This window comes from Nocardia sp. NPDC005745, from assembly GCF_040630775.1.
Lineage (GTDB): Bacteria > Actinomycetota > Actinomycetes > Mycobacteriales > Mycobacteriaceae > Nocardia.
The window spans coordinates 564,997-586,340 of sequence record NZ_JBEXYF010000001.1 but is presented as its reverse complement, the minus strand read 5'-3'; the positions used below and the strand labels follow the sequence as shown (position 1 = coordinate 586,340).

Annotated in this window: 18 protein-coding genes and 2 tRNA genes; 12 read left to right on the top strand and 8 right to left on the bottom strand. The window is 69.2% G+C overall.

The features are described from left to right. Window positions 1-197 precede the first annotated feature (197 nt). The 5 genes from ABZ420_RS02905 (at window position 198) to ABZ420_RS02885 (ending at window position 5,546) form a co-directional block, all read left to right on the top strand. On the top strand, window positions 198-1,091 hold the full coding sequence (locus tag ABZ420_RS02905) for an aldolase (RefSeq protein WP_357116403.1): 894 nt from the start codon (window positions 198-200) through the stop codon (window positions 1,089-1,091). Between the two features lie 243 nt (window positions 1,092-1,334). Continuing rightward, window positions 1,335-2,231 carry a 5-deoxy-glucuronate isomerase gene (gene iolB, locus ABZ420_RS02900; RefSeq protein WP_357116401.1) on the top strand — a complete coding sequence of 299 codons (897 nt, stop codon included), beginning with the start codon at window positions 1,335-1,337 and terminating at the stop codon, window positions 2,229-2,231. Then, window positions 2,222-4,063: a 3D-(3,5/4)-trihydroxycyclohexane-1,2-dione acylhydrolase (decyclizing) gene (gene iolD / locus ABZ420_RS02895; protein WP_357116399.1), complete on the top strand. Its 1,842-nt coding sequence runs from the start codon at window positions 2,222-2,224 to the stop codon at window positions 4,061-4,063. The genes iolB and iolD overlap by 10 nt, the downstream gene beginning before the upstream one ends. A gap of 465 nt (window positions 4,064-4,528) precedes the next feature. Then, window positions 4,529-4,732: a cold-shock protein gene (locus tag ABZ420_RS02890; protein WP_014987157.1), complete on the top strand. Its 204-nt coding sequence runs from the start codon at window positions 4,529-4,531 to the stop codon at window positions 4,730-4,732. A 289-nt stretch (window positions 4,733-5,021) separates the two neighbouring features. Then, window positions 5,022-5,546, top strand: a complete 525-nt coding sequence (locus ABZ420_RS02885; protein ID WP_357116397.1) for a helix-turn-helix domain-containing protein — start codon at window positions 5,022-5,024, stop codon at window positions 5,544-5,546. A 14-nt stretch (window positions 5,547-5,560) separates the two neighbouring features. Here ABZ420_RS02885 and ABZ420_RS02880 read toward each other — a convergent pair whose 3' ends face one another. Further along, entirely contained in the window at window positions 5,561-6,367 is an 807-nt protein-coding gene (locus ABZ420_RS02880; protein WP_357116395.1) for a nucleotidyltransferase domain-containing protein, read from the bottom strand. 53 nt (window positions 6,368-6,420) lie between these two features. Then, window positions 6,421-7,611, bottom strand: coding sequence for an MFS transporter (locus tag ABZ420_RS02875; protein ID WP_357116393.1), 1,191 nt, complete (start codon window positions 7,609-7,611; stop codon window positions 6,421-6,423). A 92-nt stretch (window positions 7,612-7,703) separates the two neighbouring features. On the opposite strand from ABZ420_RS02875, the gene ABZ420_RS02870 reads away from it, so the two are divergent. Beyond that, window positions 7,704-8,630, top strand: coding sequence for a LysR family transcriptional regulator (locus ABZ420_RS02870; protein WP_357116391.1), 927 nt, complete (start codon window positions 7,704-7,706; stop codon window positions 8,628-8,630). Between the two features lie 772 nt (window positions 8,631-9,402). Here the strand turns inward: ABZ420_RS02870 and ABZ420_RS02865 are convergent. Beyond that, window positions 9,403-11,112 carry an alpha/beta fold hydrolase gene (locus tag ABZ420_RS02865; RefSeq protein ID WP_357116389.1) on the bottom strand — a complete coding sequence of 570 codons (1,710 nt, stop codon included), beginning with the start codon at window positions 11,110-11,112 and terminating at the stop codon, window positions 9,403-9,405. 70 nt (window positions 11,113-11,182) lie between these two features. Next, the gene (locus ABZ420_RS02860; protein WP_357116387.1) at window positions 11,183-11,737 is read right to left on the bottom strand and encodes a TetR/AcrR family transcriptional regulator; all 555 of its coding nucleotides are present in this window, start codon (window positions 11,735-11,737) and stop codon (window positions 11,183-11,185) included. A 142-nt stretch (window positions 11,738-11,879) separates the two neighbouring features. Between ABZ420_RS02860 and serA the strand changes: the two genes are divergently transcribed. Further along, on the top strand, window positions 11,880-13,478 hold the full coding sequence (gene serA, locus ABZ420_RS02855; protein WP_357116385.1) for a phosphoglycerate dehydrogenase: 1,599 nt from the start codon (window positions 11,880-11,882) through the stop codon (window positions 13,476-13,478). A 264-nt stretch (window positions 13,479-13,742) separates the two neighbouring features. Further along, entirely contained in the window at window positions 13,743-14,750 is a 1,008-nt protein-coding gene (locus ABZ420_RS02850; protein ID WP_357116383.1) for a 3-isopropylmalate dehydrogenase, read from the top strand. A 205-nt stretch (window positions 14,751-14,955) separates the two neighbouring features. Here ABZ420_RS02850 and ABZ420_RS02845 read toward each other — a convergent pair whose 3' ends face one another. Then, window positions 14,956-16,137 carry an MFS transporter gene (locus ABZ420_RS02845; protein WP_357116381.1) on the bottom strand — a complete coding sequence of 394 codons (1,182 nt, stop codon included), beginning with the start codon at window positions 16,135-16,137 and terminating at the stop codon, window positions 14,956-14,958. 202 nt (window positions 16,138-16,339) lie between these two features. On the opposite strand from ABZ420_RS02845, the gene ABZ420_RS02840 reads away from it, so the two are divergent. The 4 genes from ABZ420_RS02840 to ABZ420_RS02825 all read left to right on the top strand — a co-directional run bounded on the left by ABZ420_RS02840 (window position 16,340) and on the right by ABZ420_RS02825 (window position 19,021). Continuing rightward, on the top strand, window positions 16,340-17,113 hold the full coding sequence (locus ABZ420_RS02840; RefSeq protein ID WP_062969885.1) for a fumarylacetoacetate hydrolase family protein: 774 nt from the start codon (window positions 16,340-16,342) through the stop codon (window positions 17,111-17,113). Window positions 17,114-17,126: 13 nt separating this feature from the next. Then, window positions 17,127-18,617 carry a glutamate--tRNA ligase gene (gene gltX, locus ABZ420_RS02835; RefSeq protein ID WP_357116379.1) on the top strand — a complete coding sequence of 497 codons (1,491 nt, stop codon included), beginning with the start codon at window positions 17,127-17,129 and terminating at the stop codon, window positions 18,615-18,617. Window positions 18,618-18,731: 114 nt separating this feature from the next. Further along, window positions 18,732-18,803 (top strand) — tRNA-Gln (locus ABZ420_RS02830). A gap of 145 nt (window positions 18,804-18,948) precedes the next feature. After that, window positions 18,949-19,021 (top strand) — tRNA-Glu (locus tag ABZ420_RS02825). 666 nt (window positions 19,022-19,687) lie between these two features. On the opposite strand, the gene ABZ420_RS02820 is transcribed toward ABZ420_RS02825, so the two are convergent. The 3 genes from ABZ420_RS02820 to ABZ420_RS02810 form a co-directional block, all read right to left on the bottom strand. Further along, window positions 19,688-19,867, bottom strand: coding sequence for a DUF5302 domain-containing protein (locus ABZ420_RS02820; RefSeq protein WP_357116377.1), 180 nt, complete (start codon window positions 19,865-19,867; stop codon window positions 19,688-19,690). 148 nt (window positions 19,868-20,015) lie between these two features. After that, window positions 20,016-20,516, bottom strand: coding sequence for a PPOX class F420-dependent oxidoreductase (locus ABZ420_RS02815; protein ID WP_357116375.1), 501 nt, complete (start codon window positions 20,514-20,516; stop codon window positions 20,016-20,018). 33 nt (window positions 20,517-20,549) lie between these two features. Then, a complete protein-coding gene (locus tag ABZ420_RS02810) occupies window positions 20,550-21,251 on the bottom strand; it encodes an IclR family transcriptional regulator (RefSeq protein ID WP_040868418.1) in 702 nt (233 codons plus the stop codon). Window positions 21,252-21,344: the final 93 nt, after the last annotated feature.

The window sequence follows — 21,344 nt, the reverse complement described above, 5'->3', positions numbered from 1 at the left end:
CGGATCTCCCGGAGCCGGGATGCGACCGAACCGGGATGGCCCGCGAAGAGCGGCCTCGGCGCGGGGGAGCGGGCTGGAGTATTCGCCGCACGACTGATGTCGTGCGCGGACCGAAGGAGTTGCGGTGCGACGAGCCGGGCGCAGTCTGGAGGAATCCTAGTGCGGCTGTGTCATGAGTATGGAACGGAGGTGACCGCATGCATTTGACCGACCAGCGCTGGCGCGAGTTGCTGCACACGCGGGCGACGGATTCCGCCGCGGTCGAGCGGGCCTACGCGAAACGGCTGCGCCGCGCCGACCTGCTGGCGGGTAAGCAAACCTTGTTCCTGGTCGCCGCCGATCACCCCGCTCGCGGCGCGCTCGGTGTCGGCGAGGACCGTACCGCCATGGCGGATCGGCGCGCGTTGCTGGAACGACTGCTGATCGCGCTGGCCGACCCGGACGTCGACGGTGTGCTCGGTTCGCCGGATGTAGTCGAAGAATTGCTGCTGCTGGACGCTCTGGACGACAAGGTCGTGATCGGGTCGATGAACCGGGGCGGATTGGCGGGCGCGGAGTGGGAGATCGACGACCGCTTCACCGGATACGACGCGGACTCTCTGGCGCGGTTCCGGCTCGATGGCGGCAAGATGCTGCTGCGCCTGGTCGATTCCGACGCGGGCACCGTCCCGACGCTGCAAGCCTGCGCGCGGGCGGTCTCGGAACTGGCGGCGCACCAGCTGATGGCGATGGTCGAACCGTTGCCGTACCACCGGGACGAATCCGGTGCGCTGGTGATGAGCAAGGACGCCGTCTCGCTGTCGCGGGCGATCACGGTGGCGTCGGGGCTCGGCGTCACCTCGGCTTATACCTGGCTGAAGATCCCCGCACCACAGGACATCTCGGTGCTGGACGCCACCACGCTGCCGGTTCTCGTGCTGGGCGGAGCGCCGTCCGGAGACTCGGCGGTGGATCGCGCGCTGTGGGGCGGGGCGCTCGGTCACGACGTTGTTCGCGGTCTCGTCGTCGGGCGCACCCTGCTGTATCCGCCGGACGGCGATGTCGCCCGGGCGGTCGAGAGCGCCGCCCGCCTGCTGAAGGAAGCCCGATGACGCGCGGCAACCCCGTCGGGTACGTCTGGGCGTCGGCACGGACGCGAGCAAGAAGTGCCGCTCGCTTGTCGACGAGACCGGACACACCGTGGCCGTTCGCGACGCGGGTTCGCGCCTCCTCGAGAACGCCGCGGTCGCCGGTGCGGCTCTGGTGGTCGCCTTCCGCGCACATGCGGTCGAATTCGTCTGCCGACAAAGCGATCGGACCGAGGGTATCCGGGGAATCTGTATCGAGGAGGTGTGATGACCCTGCATCGTCCCGAAGGAACATTGCGCCATGACGGTGACCCGATCCTGCTGACCCCCGAGGACGCCGGATGGACCTACGCGGGCCTGCGGGTGCTGCGGATCGGCGCGGGCGAATCGCGGATCGTTCGGACGGGCGAGTTCGAGGCGTTCGTCCTGCCGCTGACCGGAGCGTGCACGGTGCGCGTGGACGGCGCGACCTTCACGCTGGCCGGTCGGGATTCGGTCTTCACCCGGGTGACGGATTTCGCCTACGTCCCGCGAGACGCCGAGGTGCGGCTGGCGGCCCAGGGTGTCGACTTGGAGGTGGCGCTTCCGATGGCGCGTTGCACGAAACGGCTGGAGCCGCGATACGGCCCCGCCGAGCAGGTGCCGGTCGAAGTGCGCGGGGCTGGACGCGCGACGCGCCAGGTCACCAACTTCGGGATACCCGGCGTGTGGGAGCACGCGGACAAACTCAACGCCTGCGAGCTGATCACCCCGGACGGCAACTGGTCGTCCTACCCGCCGCACAAGCACGACGAGGCAGGTGCCTGCGAAGTCGTCAACGAGGAGATCTACTACTTCCGCATCGCCGGACGGGACGGGATCACGCCGTCGCGCGAGGGATTCGGCCTGCATCGCACCTACACGGCCGACGGCACGGTCGACGAGAACGTGGCGGTCCGTGACGGTGACGTCTTCCTGATCCCGCGCGGCTATCACGGCCCGTGCGTCGCGGCGCCCGGTTACCCCATGTATTACCTCAACGTATTGGCCGGTCCCGGGCAGGAGCGATCGATGGCGTTCTGCGACGACCCCGCCCACAGCTGGGTGCGGGCGCGCTGGGACGCCGAGCCGCTCGATCCGCGCTGCCCGGTCACCTCGCACGAAGGACGGACGAGATGCGACTGACCACGGCGCAGGCGCTGGTGGCCTGGCTGATCGCCCAGCGCTCCGAGACCCTCGAGGGCCGTGAGGCGCCCTTGTTCCCCGCCGTGTTCGCGATCTTCGGCCATGGCAACGTGCTCGGCCTCGGCACCGCGCTGCACGAGCGGCGCGCCGAACTCCCGGTCTGGCGCGGGCACACCGAAGAAGGGATGGCGCTCGCGGCCGTCGGCTACGCGAAGGCCGCCCACCGGCGTCAGGTGGGCGTCGTGACCTCATCGATCGGTCCCGGCGCGCTCAACATGGTGACGGCGGCGGGCGTCGCGCACGCGAATCGGCTGCCGTTGCTGCTGCTGCCCGGCGACACCTTCACCGGGCGGGCGCCGGACCCGGTCTTGCAGCAGGTCGAGCACTTCGGTGACCCCACCGTCACGGTGAACGACGCGTTCCGGCCGGTGAGCAGGTACTTCGACCGCATCACCCGCCCGGAGCAGCTGATCTCGACCCTGCCGCAGGCGGTCGGTGTGCTCACCGATCCGGCCGATGCGGGTCCGGTCGTCCTCGCGCTCCCGCAGGACGTCCAGGCCGAGAGCTACGACTTCCCCGACGCGCTCTTCGAGCCGGTGTTGCACCGTCTCGCGCGGCCGCGTCCCGATCGGCGAGCGCTCGCCGACGCCGTGGCCGCACTGCTCGCCGCGCGGCGTCCCCTGCTGGTGCTCGGTGGCGGCGTCCGCTATTCGGGTGCGGGGCCCACCGTGCTCGAATTCGCCGAGCGCCACGGCCTCCCGGTCGTGGAGACCACCGCGGGCCGCACCCTCGTGCCGCACGAGCATCCGCTGTTCGCGGGACCGCTCGGCATCACCGGCTCGGCGTCGGCGAACGCGATGGCGGCCGAAGCCGACCTGATCCTCGCGGTCGGGACCCGCTTACAGGACTTCACCACCGCGTCCTGGACGGTGTTCGCGCCGGACGTTCGCCTGGTCACGATCAACGTGGCGCGCTTCGACGCGGTCAAGCACGGCGCCCGCGCGGTGGTCGGTGACGCCGAGGCCACCGTGTGCGAGCTGGCCGCGCAGGTGGGGCAATGGCGAGCGGACGCCGACTGGACCGCGCGAGCCGCCGAACTGCGCGGCTCTTGGGACGCGCGCATCGACGAATTGCGCGCACCGACCCCGGGCGTGCCGAGCTATGCCCAGGTGGTGGGCGCCGTGAACGAGCTGAGCGAGCCGAGCGATTACGTGATGACGGCTTCCGGCGGCTTGCCCGGTGAACTGGTCGGCGGCTGGCGGGCGATCGGCGGCGCACCGACGATGGACGTGGAGTACGGCTTCTCCTGCATGGGCTACGAGCTCGCGGGCGCGTGGGGCGCGGCCATGGCGCGGGACGAAGGCGTGGTGACGACGCTGCTCGGCGACGGCTCGTATCTGATGCTGAACTCGGAATTGTTCTCCGCGGCGTTCGCCGGGCATCCGTTCGTCGCCGTGGTCTGCGACAACGACGGGTACGCCGTGATCGCCCGGCTGCAAGAGGGGCAAGGCGGCGAGCCGTTCAACAATTTCTACGCCCACTGCCACACCACGCACGAACATCCGCCCCGTGTCGATTTCGCCGCCCACGCCGCCGCGCTGGGATGTTCGGTTTTCACTGCCTCCGGCCTGGACGAGTTCCGTGCCGCCTACCCGCGGGCGCGGGCGGCGGCGAGGGCCGAGCGCCGGCCGGCGGTGCTGGTCGTGCGGACGCGGCCGTCGGTGTGGACCGACGCGGGCGCCTGGTGGGAGGTCGGAGTGCCGGAGCATCTGCCCGGCCGCGCCGCGTACGAGGAGACGAAACCGCGCCAGGTGCGCTACCTCCGGCCGTGAACAGAACTTAAAGAACGGTGCGGCCGGTGCACCCCGGACGTAGGCTGACTTGTCGTAGTCCGCGTGCGGTACATGAAATCAGTTGGAGCGCAACACAACTGGTAGAAAGTGTGCATGGGTACCGAGCCGCGTCGAAGAAGGAGTCCCATGATGCCGGGCGCGCTGGCCCCGCAGTGTGGGGTGTGTTCGCCGGGGGACGGCGATGGGCGTTTTTCGAGGCGAAGTGCGGGTACCCGCCTGATGGGCCCGGCGAAATCGCACGGACCGGGACCCGACCGAACGTGGGAGGTGACAGACCCAGCCCCCGGAGCGAGCGTCGCGCACGACGGAGCCGAGCGTCGTCGTGAGCGTTAGCTCACAGTTGGTGGTGCGGAACGTGAGTAATTCGTCGGATCGTGGCATCGTTGATCTACGAGGCCAGGGCATCTCATAACACCTACCTGGCTCGTCTACAGAAAGTATGAAATGGCTCAAGGCATTGTGAAGTGGTTCAACAGCGAGAAGGGCTTCGGCTTCATCGCACAGGACGGCGGCGGTCCCGACGTCTTCGTGCATTACTCGGCTGTGAGCGGCTCGGGTTTCCGGTCCCTCGATGAGGGGCAGCGCGTGGAGTTCGAGATCGGCCAGGGACAGAAGGGTCCGCAGGCCCAGGACGTCCGCGTTCTCTGATCGCGACTTTAGCTTCGAAAGGCCCCGCACCGGGATGGGTGCGGGGCCTTTCCCCTGCTCAGGACATTTTCACGCTGCGGAGCGGGTGAAGGTCACGTGGGTGAATCCGGCCCATGGTTCGGGCCGCTGACGTAGCCGTCCAGTGTGAGCGCGAGATTGTGTACGCGCCGCTTGGGCATCGGTTCGCTCATTACACTAAGTGATTGCAATTAGCAACTGGTTGTGCGCAGCGTACGGCTTACCGGTTGTATATTGCAAGCAGTAGTTGTCGGACCGAGAGGAGTGCCGGGTGCGCGAGGACGGACGTTCGGGGTGCCCGATCAACGCGACGATCGAGGTGATCGGCGATCGGTGGACGCTGCTCGTGTTGCGCGACGTGATGTTCGGCGACCGGCGGCACTTCCGCGAGCTGCTGGCCGGCTCGGAAGAGGGCATCGCCTCCAACATCCTGTCCGATCGGCTCAAGCGCCTGGTGGCGGCGGGGCTGCTCAGCCGCGCGGACACCCGGCCCGGTCAGAAAGCCGAATACCGGCTCACCGAACCGGCCATCCAATTGGTGCCGATCATGGCGCAGCTCGGCGCGTGGGGATTGCGGCACCGCCCGACCACCCGGACTCTTCGGGTGCGGGCCGAATTGCTCGAGGCGGGCGGTCCGCGGCTGTGGGCGGACTTCATGGACGAGCTACGGGAGAGCCACCTCGGCATCCCGCGCCCGGACCCGGATCGTCCGACCGCGACGCGACGACTCGCCCAGGCCTACGCCGACGCGGTCGCCGAGTCGAGCGAAGCCGACGAGCGGAAAGCCGCCTCGTAGACCTCTTCGCGCCCTCAGCCCGCCAGCGCCTCGGAGCGGAAGAACTCCGCGGTGATCGCGCGGGCCCGCGTGTGATCGCGGCCCCCGGACCTGCGGAACACTTCGGCGGCGCAGGCGAATTCGGCGGCGATGAACCCGGTGATCGGCGCGGGCACCGCCCCGCTGCCCATCTCCCTGGTCCGCGACTTCAGGTCGGTCAGCTCGGTCACCGCCGCCGTCAACTCGGCAGGCAGCTCGCACTGCCGCAACAACGTCGGCAGATGCATCGGCGCCACCGCCGCCGCGGGATGCTCGCGCAGCCACCGCAGCGCCATCGCGGGCCGCAGCGCGTAGAACACCTTCTTCAACGATCCGGTGCGCTCGTACAGCGCCCACTGCTTGGCGCCCAGGTGTAGATAGTGCCGCGCGACCTTGTCCCGGTCGGCGACCTCGTCGGCCACCGCGCGCAATCGGTCGCGGAAGTCCTCGTCGCCGCGATAGACGATGGGCGACATCAGCCACTCGATGAGCACCGCGTTGCCCTGCACCAGCAGTCGCAGCGCCTTGGCCAGATCCCAGCCGTTCACGTCGAGCAAGTCCGTCAGCGGCGTCTCCACCACGTCGCGGGTGCGCCACGGCGACAGGTAGGTCTCCAGTGTCGCGACATAGACGAACCGGCAGTCGTAGTCCGAGTCCGGAGAAGGGAATCCCCAAGCGCGACTACCGCTCTCGATCGCCAACCGGATCGACACCCGGTGCTCCCGCTCGACCCGGTCCAGCTCACGATCGATGGACCCGACCACCGCCGGGTCCATCGAAGCCGGAATCGCGCGCAAAGACATGAACGTGATGGTAGGTGCCGAAAAGGGTTGTCGCAGCTGGTTTTCGCCGCCGCTCACGGGAGAGGCGCGACGGTCCCGAACGAGGCGACGAGCACGGCGACGACGGCCAGCGCGCCACCCAGCCACAGGGCGGCGGTGAGGCCGATCCCGTCCGCGGCCAGGCCTCCGACCATCGACCCCAGTGCGATGGCGGCATTGAAAACTCCGGCGAACAGAGCGGACGCGCCTTCCCTGTGCTGGGGCGACGCGGCGAAGACCCAGCTCTGCGTGCTCACCGAGACGCCACCGTAGGACAGCCCCCACACGATCATCAGCGCGACGGCCTGCGGCGGCGAGGCGCCCAGCACGGGCAAGGCGATCGCCGCCCCGGCCAGCAGCGATCCGATCACGATCAGCGTGCTCCGTGGTGTGCGCGCCGCTGCCGCTCCCGCCGCGAAATTGCCCGCGACTCCGGCGATCCCGTAGACCAGCAACAGCGTGCCGATCGTCCGCGCGCCGACGCCGGTCACCTCCTCGAGCACCGGCCGCACGTAGGTGTAGGCGGCGAAGTGGCCGGTGACCAGGAACGCGACCACGAGCAGGGCGACGCGCAAGCCCGGCTGCCGGGTCAGCCGCAACACGCCACCCAGCGCCATCGCCTCGATCGCGGGTAGCGGCGGGAGCAAGGCCGCCATGGCCACGAGCACCAGCAGCGCCACAGCGGCGGCGGCCACGAACGTGATCCGCCACCCGGCCAGCGCGCCCAGGAACGTTCCCGCGGGTATACCGAGCACCGAGGCGACCGCGACGCCGGAGAAGACCAGCGACGTCGCGGCGGGGACCGATCGCGCGGGCACCAGCCGCGCCGCCAGGCTCGCCGCGATCGCCCACACACCCCCCATGCCGACGCCGACCAGCACCCGTGCCCCGATCAGCACACCGAACGTGGGTGCCGCCGCCGCACCGAGATTGCCCAGCGCGAGCACCGCCATCAACCCGCACAGCACCAGCTTGCGCTCGAACCGGCCCAGCGCCGCGGTGACCACGGGCGCCGACACCGCGGCGACCAGGCCGGTCACCGTCAACGCCAGACCGGCGCGGCCCTCGCTCACCCGCAGCGCCGAGCCGATCGGAGTGAGCAGACCGACCGGCAGCATCTCGGAGGTCACCACCGTGAACGTGCCCGCTGTCACCGCGCCGACGCCGAGCCGGCCGCGCAGCACCGAAACCGGCCGCGACGCAACGATTTCCCGAACCTCTGTCATGTCCTCCAGCCAAGGGTTCGCGGCCGGAGGAAACAACGGCGAAGGTCTCATAGTTCTATGAGCTGGACTCATCGACCGTGGAAGGGAGTCTGATGAGCGGCTTGGAGATCCGGGAACTGGAGGCATTTCTCGCGCTCGCCGAGGAGCTCCATTTCGGGCGGGCCGGTGCCCGGCTGTATGTGTCGCAGAGCCGGGTGAGCCAGCTGCTGCGTGCGCTGGAGCGGCGCGTCGGCGGGGCACTGGTGGAACGGACCAGCCGCACCGTCCGGTTGACCCCGCTCGGCGCGGACTTCCTCGCCGAGCTGCGGCCCGCCTATGCCGCGTTACGCGCGACAGTCGACGCCGCCCGTGCCGCCGCCCGGGGTATGGACGGGATACTGCGCATCGGATTCCAGGGCGCGGGCAACGATCACCTGATGGCCGCGGTCGAGTTCGTTCAGCGGCGGCACCCGGACTGCTCGGTCGAGTTGACCGAGATCCCGCTCGCCGATCCGTTCGGCGCGGTGCGACGCGCCGAGGTCGACGCCGCGGTGGTGCTGCTCCCGATGGGTGAGCGTGATCTGGTGCTCGGATCGGTGTTCGCGGGGCAGCCGCAGACGCTCGCGGTGTCCAGTTCCCACCCGTTCGCGGGACGCGCCGCACTGTCGGTCGAGGACATCGCCGAGGTCCCCTTGGTCGGAGTGCGCGCCCCGGCGCCGGAGTACTGGCGCAGGGCGCAGACGCTGGATGTGACGCCCGAGGGCCGGACGGTGCGCCCCGGTCCGGAGGTCGGCACGTTGGAGGAGGGCCTCGCCGCGGTGGCGGCCGGCCGCGGCGCGATGCTGCTGTGCCATCCGACCGCGGAATCGCACCGCAGGCGGCCGGTGACCTTCGTGCCGGTGAACGGGATCGCCGAGTCCCGGCTGGGGTTGGTGTGGCACCGCTACCGGGAGACCCCGGGAGTGCGGGCGTTCTCCCGCGCCGTGGCCGCCACGAAGGGGACCGTGGGTGTGCCGTTGGTCACCGTGGACGCTTCCTGACCTCCCTCGCGATCGGGATCGCGTCGGTCACCGAATCCCCGTGCCGACATGGCGCGGCTGATTTTCGGAGCCGCCGAACAGGGATACGGAGAGTTATTCGGAAGCTCTATCGGTCGGCTCGGAAAGGCGGCCGGATAGTTGTTCGTACGCCCCTATTGCCGGGTGTTGAAAACTCGCTGCGACTTTCTTGTGAGTTTTATAGCCATGTCCGTCAGCGGGAGAAATTAGCAGGCCAGATTCGGGTCTCGACCTGGACGTATGACTAGAACCGCAGCTCAAAGCCAGTATCTAAGGTGTCGCAGACCACTATCGCACGTATATGTGGTCTACATCTCCATATTATCGAAATTTGTAACCACCACCGAATCGCCGCCGATGTCCCCCGTGTCAGCCAGTTCGACTGGATAATGTTTCGAGGAAGAGGTATTTCCATGATCCCCGTTATCATCGACACCGGCAGCGCTGCTCTGAACGGTCTTTTCGACACGCTCGGCGCCGCACTGCACGGCCTCGTCGACACCCTGTGGACGGGTTCCTTCGGCGGCCGCTGACCGACGTGACGGTCGAGGAGATCGACCGGGTTCCACGCCGACCCGAGGCGTGACCGCGCGGGCCCCCGCACCGAATGGTGTGGGGGCCCGCCGCTGTGTGGGGCCGCTCGCACGGCGGAACGAACTGTCCGGCCCCAGGTACCGCAGGCGATCTCGGCCGTCGGCGACGCCGTTGCAGTCCCGCCCTCGGTAACGCAGGCGACCTTCGGTGCGGGCCCTGATCAGTGCGGCGCCCCGACGGCGCGGACTCGGGCGATCTCGGCCGCGAGCCGCGCGGGATGGGTCAACTGCGGGTAGTGGCCCGTGTCCGGAATCGAGATCGAGTCGCGTGCGGTCGCGACCGTCAGCGGATCGGCCGAACCGGTGACTATCCGCACCGGCACCTCGATCCGCGCGAGCAGGGCGCGCAACTCCTCGCGCCGCGCGGGGGCGCTCGCGCGGCGCAGCGCGGCGACGGTTCGTGCGGCGACGCCCGGCCTGCGCAGGTTCGCCGCGGCGCTCGCGAGCGCGGCGCTCGCCGGCACGCCGAGCCGATCGGCGAGGGAACCGGCCGACATCCGGCGCATCGCCACCGCGGCCAATGGCGATCGCAGCAGCGGGCCCGACCGCGGTTGCAGGAACGCGGGAGCTACCAGCACCACCCCGGAGACCCGCTCGGGATGCCGCGCCGCGTACCGCAGCACCGGACCGCAGCCGAGCGAATGGCCGACCAGCACGGGGTGGCTGCGGACGGAGGCGAGCAGTTTCGGCAACACCGCGTCGGTATCGCCGGGTGCCGAGCGCCCCAAGCCCGGCAGGTCGACGACCAGACTCGGCCCGTCCAACTCGGCGCGCACGTCGTTCCACGACTCACCGTCGAGCGGAAGGCCGTGCACCAGGACATAGTCCGGACGGCTCCGTTCGCCACTCACCCATACGCCGTCGACGAATCCGGCGGTCGGATCATCGGCCACCGCGCCGAAGCGGCTGGCCACCAGATGGTCGGCCCACGTCAGCAAGGTCGCCTCGGTCGGCGGCATGGTGAGCCCGGCACGGCGGGCCACGTCCTGCGCCGCCGACGTGTCGTAGCGGTCCTCGGCGATGAACGTCATCGTTTCCGGATCGGCGCCGGTCAGCGCGCGCGGAAGTTTCGCGATGACGCCGACCGGAATGGACAAGCGCGGCGCGCTGACGCCGAGGTGCCCGGCCAGCAGGCGAATCAGCTTCGGCAGCTCGGGTGTTCGATCATCCAGAACCGTGTAGGAGCGACCCGCGGTATCCGGCAGGGCGGGCAGGCTGATCAAGAAATCGGTGAAGTAGTCCAGGTCGACGATCGGCACGAAGGTCGCGGGGCCGCCGGGGACGGCAGCGAGCCGTCCGTTCCACAGGTCCTCGACGACGCTCGACAGCCCGACGTATTGACCGGGTCCGATCACGCTGCTCGGATTCGCGATGGTCAGCGCGACGCCGAGCTCCGCCGCCCGGCTGCGCAGCAGCGGGTCCGATTCGAACTTCGAAGCGCCGTAGGCGCCCCTCTCGTAATGCTGCTCCTCGGATTCCTCGACGGTGATCCGATATCCGGTGATGTGCACGACGCGTCGCAGCGCGGGCCGGGCGGCGGCCCACTCCAGCACCCGCAGCGCACCGGTGACATTGACCGCGTACGCGTCCTCGCGAGCGAGCCCGAAGGCGAAGCGGGCGGCGCAGTTGTACACGTCGCGAATGCCCGAGGGGTCGAACCCCGCGGGTAGGCCGAGGTCAGGGGCGGTGACATCACACGAGACGATCTCCAGCCCGCTCGCGTCGACGTCTCGGCGGCGCAACCACCCGGTCAGCCGCTCCTCGCTGCCCGGCCGCAAGGCGGCCGTGACGGAATGCCCCCGCTCGAGTAAACGGGCGACCGCGTTGCGGCCGAGGAACCCGGCGGCTCCGAAGACGATGCTGTCGGACATGAAATCTCCTTACTAGACCGGTCTACATATTTTGTGGACATGTGAAAAGACTTCGGCGGGACATCCGCCGTCAGATCAGGGTGCGCAGCGTGCGTTCCACCCGTTCCAGGGGTTCACGACTGCGTTGGGCGCGGGCGAGCAACAACGCGCCCTCGACCATCGCCAGCACCGTGGCGGCCAAATCATCGGCGTTCGCGCGGCCGTCGGCGCGCAGCCGCAGCCGCAACGCCTGTTCCCATGCGGCGTACGCGGCGGCGCACTCCGCTTGGATCGGGTCGTTCCCGGCCGCGACGTCCAAGGCCACCGTGGCGACCGGGCAGCCCTGTTGCCAACCGGACGCTTCCAGCCGGTCGCCGAACGCGCGCAGCAGCATGCTCGCGGCCGCGGCGGCGTCGCCCGGCTCGATCGTGTCGATCAGCGCCGTGATCTCCTTGCCCGCCTGGGCGATCGCCGCCGCGACCAATTCGTCCTTGCCGCCGGGGAAGTGGAAGTACAACGACCCACGCGGCGCGCCGCTGGCCGCGAGGATCTGATTGAGCCCCGCACCGTAATAGCCGTGCCGCTCCACCAGCGTGCGGGCCGCGTCGACGAGTTTGCCGCGGGTTTCGGTGCCTTTGACGCCCATGCGTCGACTGTAGACCGGTCTTCATATTTTTGCCAGAGGGTGACTGAGGACGCCCGCCTACCAGGTGGTAGCGGGGGTGGAAATCGCGCGCACTAAGCTGTTCGGCGGTAATTGCCGACCCCATTCCCCAGGAGTACTCCACGTGAGCCAAGCAGGCCGTCCTGTAGTTCTGATCGCCGACAAGCTCGCCCAGTCGACCGTCGACGCGCTCGGTGACGGTGTCGAGGTCCGGTGGGTCGACGGACCCGACCGCCCGGCTCTGCTGGCCGCGGTGCCCGAGGCCGACGCGCTGCTCGTGCGCTCGGCGACCACGGTCGACGCCGAGGTCCTGGAGGCCGGGAAGAACCTGAAGATCGTCGCCCGCGCGGGCGTCGGCCTGGACAACGTCGACGTGCCCGCCGCCACAGAGCGCGGTGTCATGGTCGTGAACGCGCCCACCTCGAACATCCACACCGCCGCCGAGCACGCGGTCACCCTGCTGCTGGCCGCCGCCCGCCAGGTTCCCGCCGCCGACGCCACGCTGCGCGAGCGCACCTGGCAGCGCAGCAAGTTCAACGGCGTCGAGATCTTCGACAAGACCGTCGGCGTCATCGGCCTGGGCCGCATCGGCCAGCTGTTCGCCGCTCGCCTGGCCGCCTTCGAGACCAAGATCGTCGCCTACGACCCGTACGTGTCGCCCGCGCGCGCCGCGCAGCTCGGCATCGAGCTGCTGACCCTCGACGAGCTGCTCGAGCGCGCCGACCTGATCTCGATCCACCTGCCGAAGACCCCGGAGACCAAAGGCCTCATCGGCAAGGAGGCCATCGCCAAGACGAAGCCGGGCGTGATCATCGTCAACGCCGCCCGCGGTGGCCTGGTCGACGAGGCCGCCCTGGCCGAGGCGATCAAGTCCGGACACGTGCGCGCCGCCGGGCTGGACGTGTTCGAGACCGAGCCGTGCACCGACAGCCCGCTGTTCGATCTGCCGCAGGTCGTGGTGACCCCGCACCTGGGCGCCTCCACCTCCGAGGCCCAGGACCGCGCGGGCACCGACGTCGCCAAGTCGGTGCTGCTGGCGCTGGCGGGTGAGTTCGTTCCCGGCGCGGTGAACGTCACCGGCGGCACCGTCGGCGAAGAGGTCGCTCCCTGGCTGGACATCGTCCGCAAGCAGGGCGCCCTGCTCGGCGCGCTGTCCAACGAACTGCCGGTCAGCGTGGAGATCCAGGTGCGCGGCGAGCTGGCCGCCCAGGAGGTCGGCGTGCTGGAGCTGTCCGCGTTGCGCGGCATCTTCTCCGCGCTGGTCGAAGACCAGGTCACCTTCGTCAACGCGCCCGCGCTGGCCAAGGACCGCGGGATCACCGCCGAGGTCACCACGGCCTCGGAGAGCCCGAGCCACCGCAGCGTCGTCGACCTGCGCGCCGTGTTCGGCGACGGCAGCACCCTGAACGTGGCGGGCACGCTGACCGAGCCGCAGCTGGTGGAGAAGATCGTCAACATCAACGGCCGCAACTACGACATGCGCGCCGAGGGCCTCAACCTGGCCATCCTGAACTACGAGGACCGGCCGGGCGCGCTGGGCCGGATCGGCACCAAGCTCGGCGAGGCCGAGGTCGACATCCTGGCCGCGCAGCTGACCCAGGACGTCGACAAGGAAGGCGCCACCGTCGTGCTGCGCGTGGCCCGCGAGGTGCCCGCCGACGTGCAGGCCGCGATCGCCGAATCCGTCGGCGCGGCCAAGGTCGTCCAGGTCGACCTGTCCTGATCCGAGCGGGGCGCGATGCCCCGGCCGAAGCGGAATCGGCGCCGCGCGCGAAGCTCTCGTGCGCGGCGCCGGTCGCTCGGCACACGGATCGGTGCGAGTTCGCGGTGCGCCGCGTGCTCGCGCCCGGTGCTCGGCGATCCGGCCGCGCCGAGTACCGTGACGGTGCTGCGGTCACCCGGCCGGAATGTCGTGCGCACCCGACGGTCGCCTCTGGGCCGCATGATGCGGCGGCCGCGACCGGCAACATCGAACGGAGCATTTGTCATGAAGCTTGCTGTCATCCCGGGTGACGGGATCGGGCCCGAGGTCATCGCCGAGGCGCTCAAGGTGCTCGACGTGGTCGTGCCCGGCGTCGAGAAGACCGAGTACGACCTCGGTGCGCGCCGCTACCACGCGACCGGCGAGATCTTGCCGGACTCGGTGCTGCCCGAGCTGAAGCAGCACGACGCCATCCTGCTCGGGGCGATCGGCGACCCGTCGGTGCCCAGCGGCGTACTCGAACGCGGTCTGCTGCTGCGCACCCGGTTCGCGCTGGACCACCACGTGAACCTGCGGCCGTCCAAGCTGTTCCCCGGCGTGACCAGCCCGCTGGCGGGCAACCCCGACATCGACTTCGTGGTCGTGCGCGAGGGCACCGAGGGGCCCTACACCGGCACCGGCGGCGCGATCCGCGTGGACACCCCGCACGAGGTGGCGACCGAGGTCAGCACCAACACCCGCTTCGGCATCGAGCGCGTGGTGCGCTACGCCTTCGCCAAGGCGCAGGCCCGGCGCAAGCACCTGACGCTGGTGCACAAGAACAACGTGCTCACCTTCGCGGGCTCGCTCTGGCAGCGCACCGTGGACGAGGTCGGGGCCGAATTCCCCGACGTCACCACGGCCTACCAGCACATCGATGCCGCCACCATCCACATGGTCAACGACCCGGGCCGGTTCGACGTGATCGTCACCGACAACCTCTTCGGCGACATCATCACCGACCTCGCCGCGGCCGTGAGCGGCGGCATCGGCCTGGCCGCCAGCGGCAACATCGACGCGTCCGGGACGAACCCCAGCATGTTCGAGCCGGTGCACGGCAGCGCCCCCGACATCGCGGGCCAGTCCAAGGCCGACCCCACCGCCGCGATCCTCTCGGTCTCCCTGCTGCTCAACCACCTGGGCGACACCGAGGCGGCCACGCGCATCGAGTCGGCGGTCGCCAAGGACCTCGAGTCGCGCTCGGGAGCCGCGTCGACCGTGGAAATCGGCGACCGGATCGCCGCCACCCTCTGACCGGTTCCCCAGGAAGGCCCCGTTCCCCCATCGGAACGGGCCTTCCCGCATTCAGCCTCTGTACGCCTCTGCGCCTCGACCGCTGTCTCGGACAATCAGTGTCGTCAGTGTGAGACCGATCGCCGCGCGAAGCGGCCCCCGGCGAGAGCGTCTCGTGCCCTTGGGCGCCCTTCGGCCGGGGCGGGCGAGAGTTCGGGGCGCGGGCCTAGTCGGTGTCTCGCGGGACGAGGGGTACTGCCGCGACAGCCGTGACGGCGGCCAGCAGGAAGGCGGCGGGGAAGCCGCTCGCGGTGATCAGAGCGCCGAACACCGGCGGGACGGCGGCCATGGCCAGGTTCTGGCCGGTGTTCTGGATGCCCAGGCCCCGGCCGCTCCAGTACGGGCCCGCGATCTCGGCGACCGCGGTGAAGGCCAAACCGTTGTCGGAGACGGTGATCACGGACGCGGCGACCAGCAGCGGAATGGCCGCCCACCACCACTCCGTCCATGCGGTCAGCGCCAGCGCGGCCATCGAGAGCACGGCGGCCACGGCGACGGTGCGCAGCGGCCCCATCCGGCTGCCGACCCGATCCGACCACGCACCGGCGCCGATGCGGCCCAGCGCGCCGAGAATCTGGGTGATCGTCACCAGCGCGCCGGCGGCGGCCAGCGACCAGCCGATGTCGCGGTGCAGCCACAGCAGCGCGAAGGTCCACACCGTGCCCTGGGGGACGACCAGCAGCACCGAGACCAGATGGATGCGCCACAGCGTGGCATCGTCGCGATAGGGATTGGCGCGCAACGCCGGATCGGCGGCGGAACCGGCGGGGCGCGGCGGATCGACGATGCCTGCCAGGCACCCCACGGCCGCCACGCCCGCCATGAGCGCGGGAACGAGGATGGCCGCGGGCACGCCGTGGGCGGCGGCGACGGCCGGAATCGCCAGCGCGCCGACGCCGACGCCCAGCGGCTGCGCGGTTTGCCGGATCCCCATCGCCAGCCCGCGCCGGTGCGGCGGGAACCAGCCGACGATCACCCGGCCGCTGGCGCCATTGGTGCTCGCCGCCCCGACGCCGCCGAGGAACAGCAGCGCACCCAACCCGATGTCGTCGGTCGTGGTGGCCGCGGCGCATCCGGCCGCCAGCATCAGCAGCGGACCGCCGATCAGCACTTTGCGTTCGCCGATCCGGTCGACCAGGTAACCCCACGCGATCAGGGTGCACACCAAGCCGACGGTGGGCATGGCGACGAGCAGACCGGCCGTCGCCAGCGGCATGCCGCGATCGGTCAGCGCGGGCAGCAGGAACGGGACGCCGTGGATGAAGACCGCGCTGGAGGCCTGGGCGAACACACCGAGACCGAGCATGGACCAGCGCCGAACCTCGTCGATCTGCGTAACAATCGCCATCGGCCCACCTAGAATCTCATTATTTGGGATTATCTTCCCACTTTATGAACTGATTCGCTCACGGTACACCCCGGTGGCCGCTCGATTCGACCGCAGCGGCTGTCGGACTCCTCACAGCGCGGGCCCGGCCGCGTCCGGGTGGGATCCGACCACTCGGTCGGGCGCGTTCGGGCTGGTGACGGCGGGTCGATAGACTCCGGGCATGCGTCTAGGTCGAGTTGCCAGTCCCGATGGAGTCGCCTTCGTCAGCATCGAGGGTGACGGAAGCGACAGCGTGGCCAAGGAGATCGCGGAACACCCGTTCGGCACACCGACGTTCACCGGTCGGAGCTGGCCGCTGGCCGATGTGCGGCTGCTCGCGCCGATCCTGGCCAGCAAGGTGGTCTGCATCGGCAAGAACTACGCCGCCCACGCCGCCGAGATGGGCGGGCCCGCCCCCGCCGACCCGGTGATCTTCCTCAAGCCGAACACCGCGATCGTGGGTCCGAACGCCCCGATCATCCTGCCGCCCAGTTCATCTCAGGTCGACTACGAAGGGGAGCTGGCGATCGTCATCGGCCGCCCGTGTAAGGACGTGCCCGCCGCCCGCGCGCTGGACGTGGTGCTGGGTTACACCGCCGCCAACGACGTGACCGCCCGCGACCAGCAGCGCCACGACGGCCAGTGGACCAGGGGCAAGGGCTACGACACGTTCTGCCCGCTCGGCCCCTGGATCGAAACCTCCTTGGACCCTTCGGATCTGGAGATCGTCACCGAGCTCGACGGCGAGGTGCGCCAGCGCAGTCGTACTTCGCTTCTGCTGCACGACATTCCGAAGCTCATCGAGTGGGTCACCACCGTGATGACGCTGCTGCCCGGTGACGTCATCCTCACCGGCACCCCCGAGGGCGTCGGCCCGATGCGCGAGGGCCAGCAGGTGTCGGTGACCGTCGAGGGCATCGGAACCCTCACCAATCCCGTTGCCGCCAAACGCTGATCGAAAGAGAGCCATGACTGAAGTACGGGTCCGATTCTGCCCGTCACCGACCGGAACGCCGCACGTCGGCCTGATCCGGACGGCGCTGTTCAACTGGGCCTACGCCCGCCACCACGGTGGCACATTCGTCTTTCGGATCGAAGACACCGATGCCGCACGCGATTCCGAGGAATCCTACCGCGCGATTATCGACGCGCTGCGCTGGCTCGGGCTCACCTGGGACGAGGGGCCGGAGGTCGGCGGCCCTTACGAACCATATCGCCAGTCGTTGCGAAAAGATCTGCACCTGGACGTGGTTCGGCGTTTGCTGGAGGCCGGTGAGGCGTATGAATCGTTCTCCACGCCGGAGGAAGTCGAAGCTCGCCATCGCGCCGCCGGACGCGATCCGAAGCTCGGTTACGACAACTACGATCGTGATCTGACGCCCGAGCGGATCGAGGCGTACCGGGCCGAGGGCCGCCCTGCCGTTATCCGGCTGCGAATGCCCGACGAAGATCTGTCCTGGAACGATCTGGTGCGCGGCGAGACCACCTTCAAGGCGGGCAGCGTCCCGGACTTCGCGCTCACCCGGGGCAACGGCGATCCGCTGTACACCCTGGTCAACCCGGTCGACGACGCGCTGATGCGGATCACCCACGTGCTGCGCGGCGAGGACCTGCTCTCCTCGACGCCGCGCCAGCTCGCGCTGTACGCCGCGTTGCGCCGGATCGGGGTCGCCGATTTCACTCCCGAGTTCGGTCACCTGCCCTTCGTCATGGGTCAGGGCAACAAGAAGTTGTCCAAGCGTGATCCGGAGTCGAATCTTTTCGCCCACCGCGACCGCGGCTTCGTTCCTGAAGGTTTGCTGAATTATCTCGCGCTACTCGGCTGGGGACTGTCCGAGGACCGCGATGTTTTCTCCATGGCGGAGATGGTCGAGGCCTTCGATATCTCGAAAGTAAATTCGAATCCGGCCCGTTTCGACCAGAAGAAGGCGGACGCGCTCAACGCCGAGCACATCCGATTGCTGACGCCGGGTGATTTCGCCCACCGGCTGCGGGAGTATCTCACCGAACACGGGCATATCGGCGCGGAAATCGATGAGAAGGTGTTCGCCGAAGCGGCGGAACTCGTACAGACCAGGATCGTCGTGTTGTCCGACGCCTGGGAACTGTTGCGTTTCCTGTTCGCGCCCGCGGACGAGTTCGCCATAGATCCCGCCGCGGGTGCCAAGAATCTCGGTTCCGGCGCCGCCGAGGTATTGCAGTCCGCTATTACCGTGTTGGAGCCGTTGACCGACTGGACCGCCGAGGCGATCGAAGAGGCGCTGAAAAAGGCGCTGATCGATGATCTGGGTCTGAAACCGCGCAAGGCCTTCGCGCCGGTGCGGGTCGCGGTCACCGGGTCGCATATCAGCCCGCCGCTGTACGAATCGCTGGAACTGCTCGGCCGCGGCGTCACCCTGGACCGGTTGCGCTCGGCGTTGCACTGGAAGGAAGCGGGCCCGGACTCGTCGGAAGGCTGAAAACATGGCTTTGACCAGGCGATTTGTAGTTCACCCTCCCCCGTTTGGTACTCTTCTTCTCGGCCCGGAACACGGTCTCGAGTCATCCAGACGCGAGGCTGAACGCCTGGTCATTGGGGTATGGTGTAATTGGCAACACAGCTGATTCTGGTTCAGCCATTCTAGGTTCGAGTCCTGGTACCCCAGCGGAGTGGGTTGTTCGACTTCGGTTCGCGGCCGAAATCAATCAACACCTGGCGATTTGGTCGCCGGGCCTCGGCCGGTTAAGCTAGCCGAGCCTCCTGATCGAAAGATCACCACGGCGCTCCTCGTGACAGCGAGAAGCAGTCCTGGCCCCGTCGTCTAGCGGCCTAGGACGCCGCCCTCTCAAGGCGGTAGCGCGGGTTCGAATCCCGTCGGGGCTACGCGAATGAAGGTCCATGCTCATAGAGCATGGACCTTTCTCGTTTCATTGTGTCTTGTGGGGATGCACCCCCGACTCCCCGCTCGGAGAGCGCTTCGTCCCTGACCCCGGCGAGGCCGCCCCCCGCCTGCGAACTCTGGCCCATGGATCAACTCGGGCCCAAGAGCCAGGTATCCGCTGCGCTGCGACGGCAGCGTGGGTGCTGATCAGGCCAAGGCCCGAGATACGGCGCACCAGGTCGTAATTTTCGTGTGACCGAGCAGACCGGGCTCGCGGACACGGCGTGCGCCGGTGAGGCCGCGCTCATGGCTTGCACCGTACTCGAGGTCGAAGCGGAGTGCATTGCTCACGGTCGCGCGGTCCAGCAGTGAGCGGTGTGGCCCTCGCGCTCACGGACCTCGGCGATGGCCCGGACTCGCTCGGTAGGGCGCGTTGCCATGTGTCCTGGTTCCGCGACGCGACTGTTCGCGCTACCGCGGATATCGGGCTGCTGTGGGGCGCTTCGCTCGCACGACGCCTTCGCCGGTCCCGGATATCGCGCGGCCGGAGAAGCCGAGCGGGGGTGGTTCGCCGAGAACCGGGTGCCCCTCGACTCATCCGGCCCGAACCGGCGCAAAAGAAAGGCCCTCCAGCGATCTTGCCGGAGGGCCTTCGCCGTCTGCGCGGACTATCCGCTCTTGCGCCGGAATTCCCGCTTGTTGCCGACCGCGGTGTGCGGCGCGGACGCCTTGGACCGTCCGTCGAGGTGGTCTGCCGCGCGGGCGTTCTGCTGGCTCTTGCGCTCCAGTGCCTCCCGGAACTTGCGCTTCACCTCGTCGGCGCCATTGGACTTACCCGAATCCGCCATCGCTGCTCCTCGTCGTCGCGGTCGCGCAGCGCGTCCTCGCGGGCGGCGCTGCCCGGCCGATTCCTGTCGAACACCTCGACGCTAGCCTGTGTGGGGCGGTTGTGTCAGTTGGATTTCGGGCGCGTCGCGCGACCCGGGCGCGGGCGGGTCAGTCCAGCGCTCGCGCGGTACTGCCGCCGAGGGGCATGGCCGGGAGGCCGAGCTTGCGGTGATCCCAGCTGCGCGTGCGGTCGGGCACGACGCGTACAGCCACCCGCTTGTGCAGCATGGCCTCGACCATCGGCCGCACCTCCTCGCTGTAGGGGCCGGTGTAGCGCTCCCAGACGCTCACGCCGACGGCGAAGAGTTTCCCGGCGTCCTCGATGATCTCGGCGCGGCCCTCGATGGCCACGCCCCTGAGCTGGTCGTAGGTGTCGCCCGCCTCGACCATGCAGGTGACCCGGGGATCGCGGCGCAGGTTCACCGCCTTCTGCGACTTTGCCTTGGTCTCGAACCAGATCTCCCCGTCGATGAGCGCGTACCACATCGCGGTGAGGTGCGGCGTGCCCTTCGGGCCGATGGTCGCCAGCGTCGCGATCCGGCTGCGCTGCAAGAAATCGGTGATCTCGGTGTCGGACATCACGATCTGTGCCCGTTGGTTGACTCCCATGGGCCCACTGTAGAGAGCCCGATGTGAAACGCGTTACAGGCGCTTGTGCAGGGCCTCGGCCGCCGCGACCAGATCCGCCGCCCACCGGGCGCCCGGCCTGCGGCCCATCCGATCGATCGGCCCCGACACCGACACGGCCGCGACCACGGTGCCGCCAGCGTCGCGCACCGGCGCGGAAACGCTGGCCACGCCGGCCGCGCGCTCGGCCGCGCTCTGCGCCCACCCGCGCTTGCGCACCTCGGCCAGCGCGCGTTCACCGAACACCGCGTCCGTCAGGATGGTGCGCTGCAATTCCGGGTCGGCCCACGCCAGCAGCACTTTGGCCGCCGAACCCGCGGTGAGCGGCAGTCGGGCCCCGATCGGCACGGTGTCGCGCAGTCCGACGGGGGGTTCCAGCGCCGCGACGCAGACGCGGGCGTTGCCGTCGCGGCAGTAGAGCTGGACGCTCTCGCCGGTGATCTCGCGCAACCGGGGCAGGATGGCCGAGGCGGCCTCGAGCAGCGGGTCATCGGCGCTGGTCGCGAGCTCGGCAAGCGCCGGACCCGGCCGCCAGGTGCCGTTGCTGTCGCGAGCGAGCAGGCGGTGCACCTCCAGGCCGACGGCCAATCGGTGTGCGGTGGCGCGGGGCAGGCCGGTGCGCGCGCAGAGCTCGTTGAGACCCGAGGGATGCTCGGCTACGGCGTACAGGACCGCCACTGCTTTGTCGAGGACGCCGATGCCGCTATGCTGTCTCATAGAACGATACTAGCGTCTCGAATGTTGAGAAATCCACCTTCACCGGTACGTGCCCTCAGCGTTCGGACCAGGCGCAGCTATCCCAACTCGTGC

Bases quoted from the DNA above. Each gene is read 5' to 3' on its own strand.
- ABZ420_RS02905 (WP_357116403.1), top strand. From the start codon at position 198: ATGCATTTGACCGACCAGCGCTGGCGCGAGTTGCTGCACACGCGGGCG.
- iolB (WP_357116401.1), top strand. From the start codon at position 1,335: ATGACCCTGCATCGTCCCGAAGGAACATTGCGCCATGACGGTGACCCG.
- iolD (WP_357116399.1), top strand. From the start codon at position 2,222: ATGCGACTGACCACGGCGCAGGCGCTGGTGGCCTGGCTGATCGCCCAG.
- ABZ420_RS02890 (WP_014987157.1), top strand. From the start codon at position 4,529: ATGGCTCAAGGCATTGTGAAGTGGTTCAACAGCGAGAAGGGCTTCGGC.
- ABZ420_RS02880 (WP_357116395.1), bottom strand. From the start codon at position 6,367: ATGTCTTTGCGCGCGATTCCGGCTTCGATGGACCCGGCGGTGGTCGGG.
- ABZ420_RS02875 (WP_357116393.1), bottom strand. From the start codon at position 7,611: ATGACAGAGGTTCGGGAAATCGTTGCGTCGCGGCCGGTTTCGGTGCTG.
- ABZ420_RS02870 (WP_357116391.1), top strand. From the start codon at position 7,704: ATGAGCGGCTTGGAGATCCGGGAACTGGAGGCATTTCTCGCGCTCGCC.
- ABZ420_RS02865 (WP_357116389.1), bottom strand. From the start codon at position 11,112: ATGTCCGACAGCATCGTCTTCGGAGCCGCCGGGTTCCTCGGCCGCAAC.
- ABZ420_RS02860 (WP_357116387.1), bottom strand. From the start codon at position 11,737: ATGGGCGTCAAAGGCACCGAAACCCGCGGCAAACTCGTCGACGCGGCC.
- ABZ420_RS02850 (WP_357116383.1), top strand. From the start codon at position 13,743: ATGAAGCTTGCTGTCATCCCGGGTGACGGGATCGGGCCCGAGGTCATC.
- ABZ420_RS02845 (WP_357116381.1), bottom strand. From the start codon at position 16,137: ATGGCGATTGTTACGCAGATCGACGAGGTTCGGCGCTGGTCCATGCTC.
- ABZ420_RS02840 (WP_062969885.1), top strand. From the start codon at position 16,340: ATGCGTCTAGGTCGAGTTGCCAGTCCCGATGGAGTCGCCTTCGTCAGC.
- gltX (WP_357116379.1), top strand. From the start codon at position 17,127: ATGACTGAAGTACGGGTCCGATTCTGCCCGTCACCGACCGGAACGCCG.
- ABZ420_RS02820 (WP_357116377.1), bottom strand. From the start codon at position 19,867: ATGGCGGATTCGGGTAAGTCCAATGGCGCCGACGAGGTGAAGCGCAAG.
- ABZ420_RS02815 (WP_357116375.1), bottom strand. From the start codon at position 20,516: ATGGGAGTCAACCAACGGGCACAGATCGTGATGTCCGACACCGAGATC.
- ABZ420_RS02810 (WP_040868418.1), bottom strand. From the start codon at position 21,251: ATGAGACAGCATAGCGGCATCGGCGTCCTCGACAAAGCAGTGGCGGTC.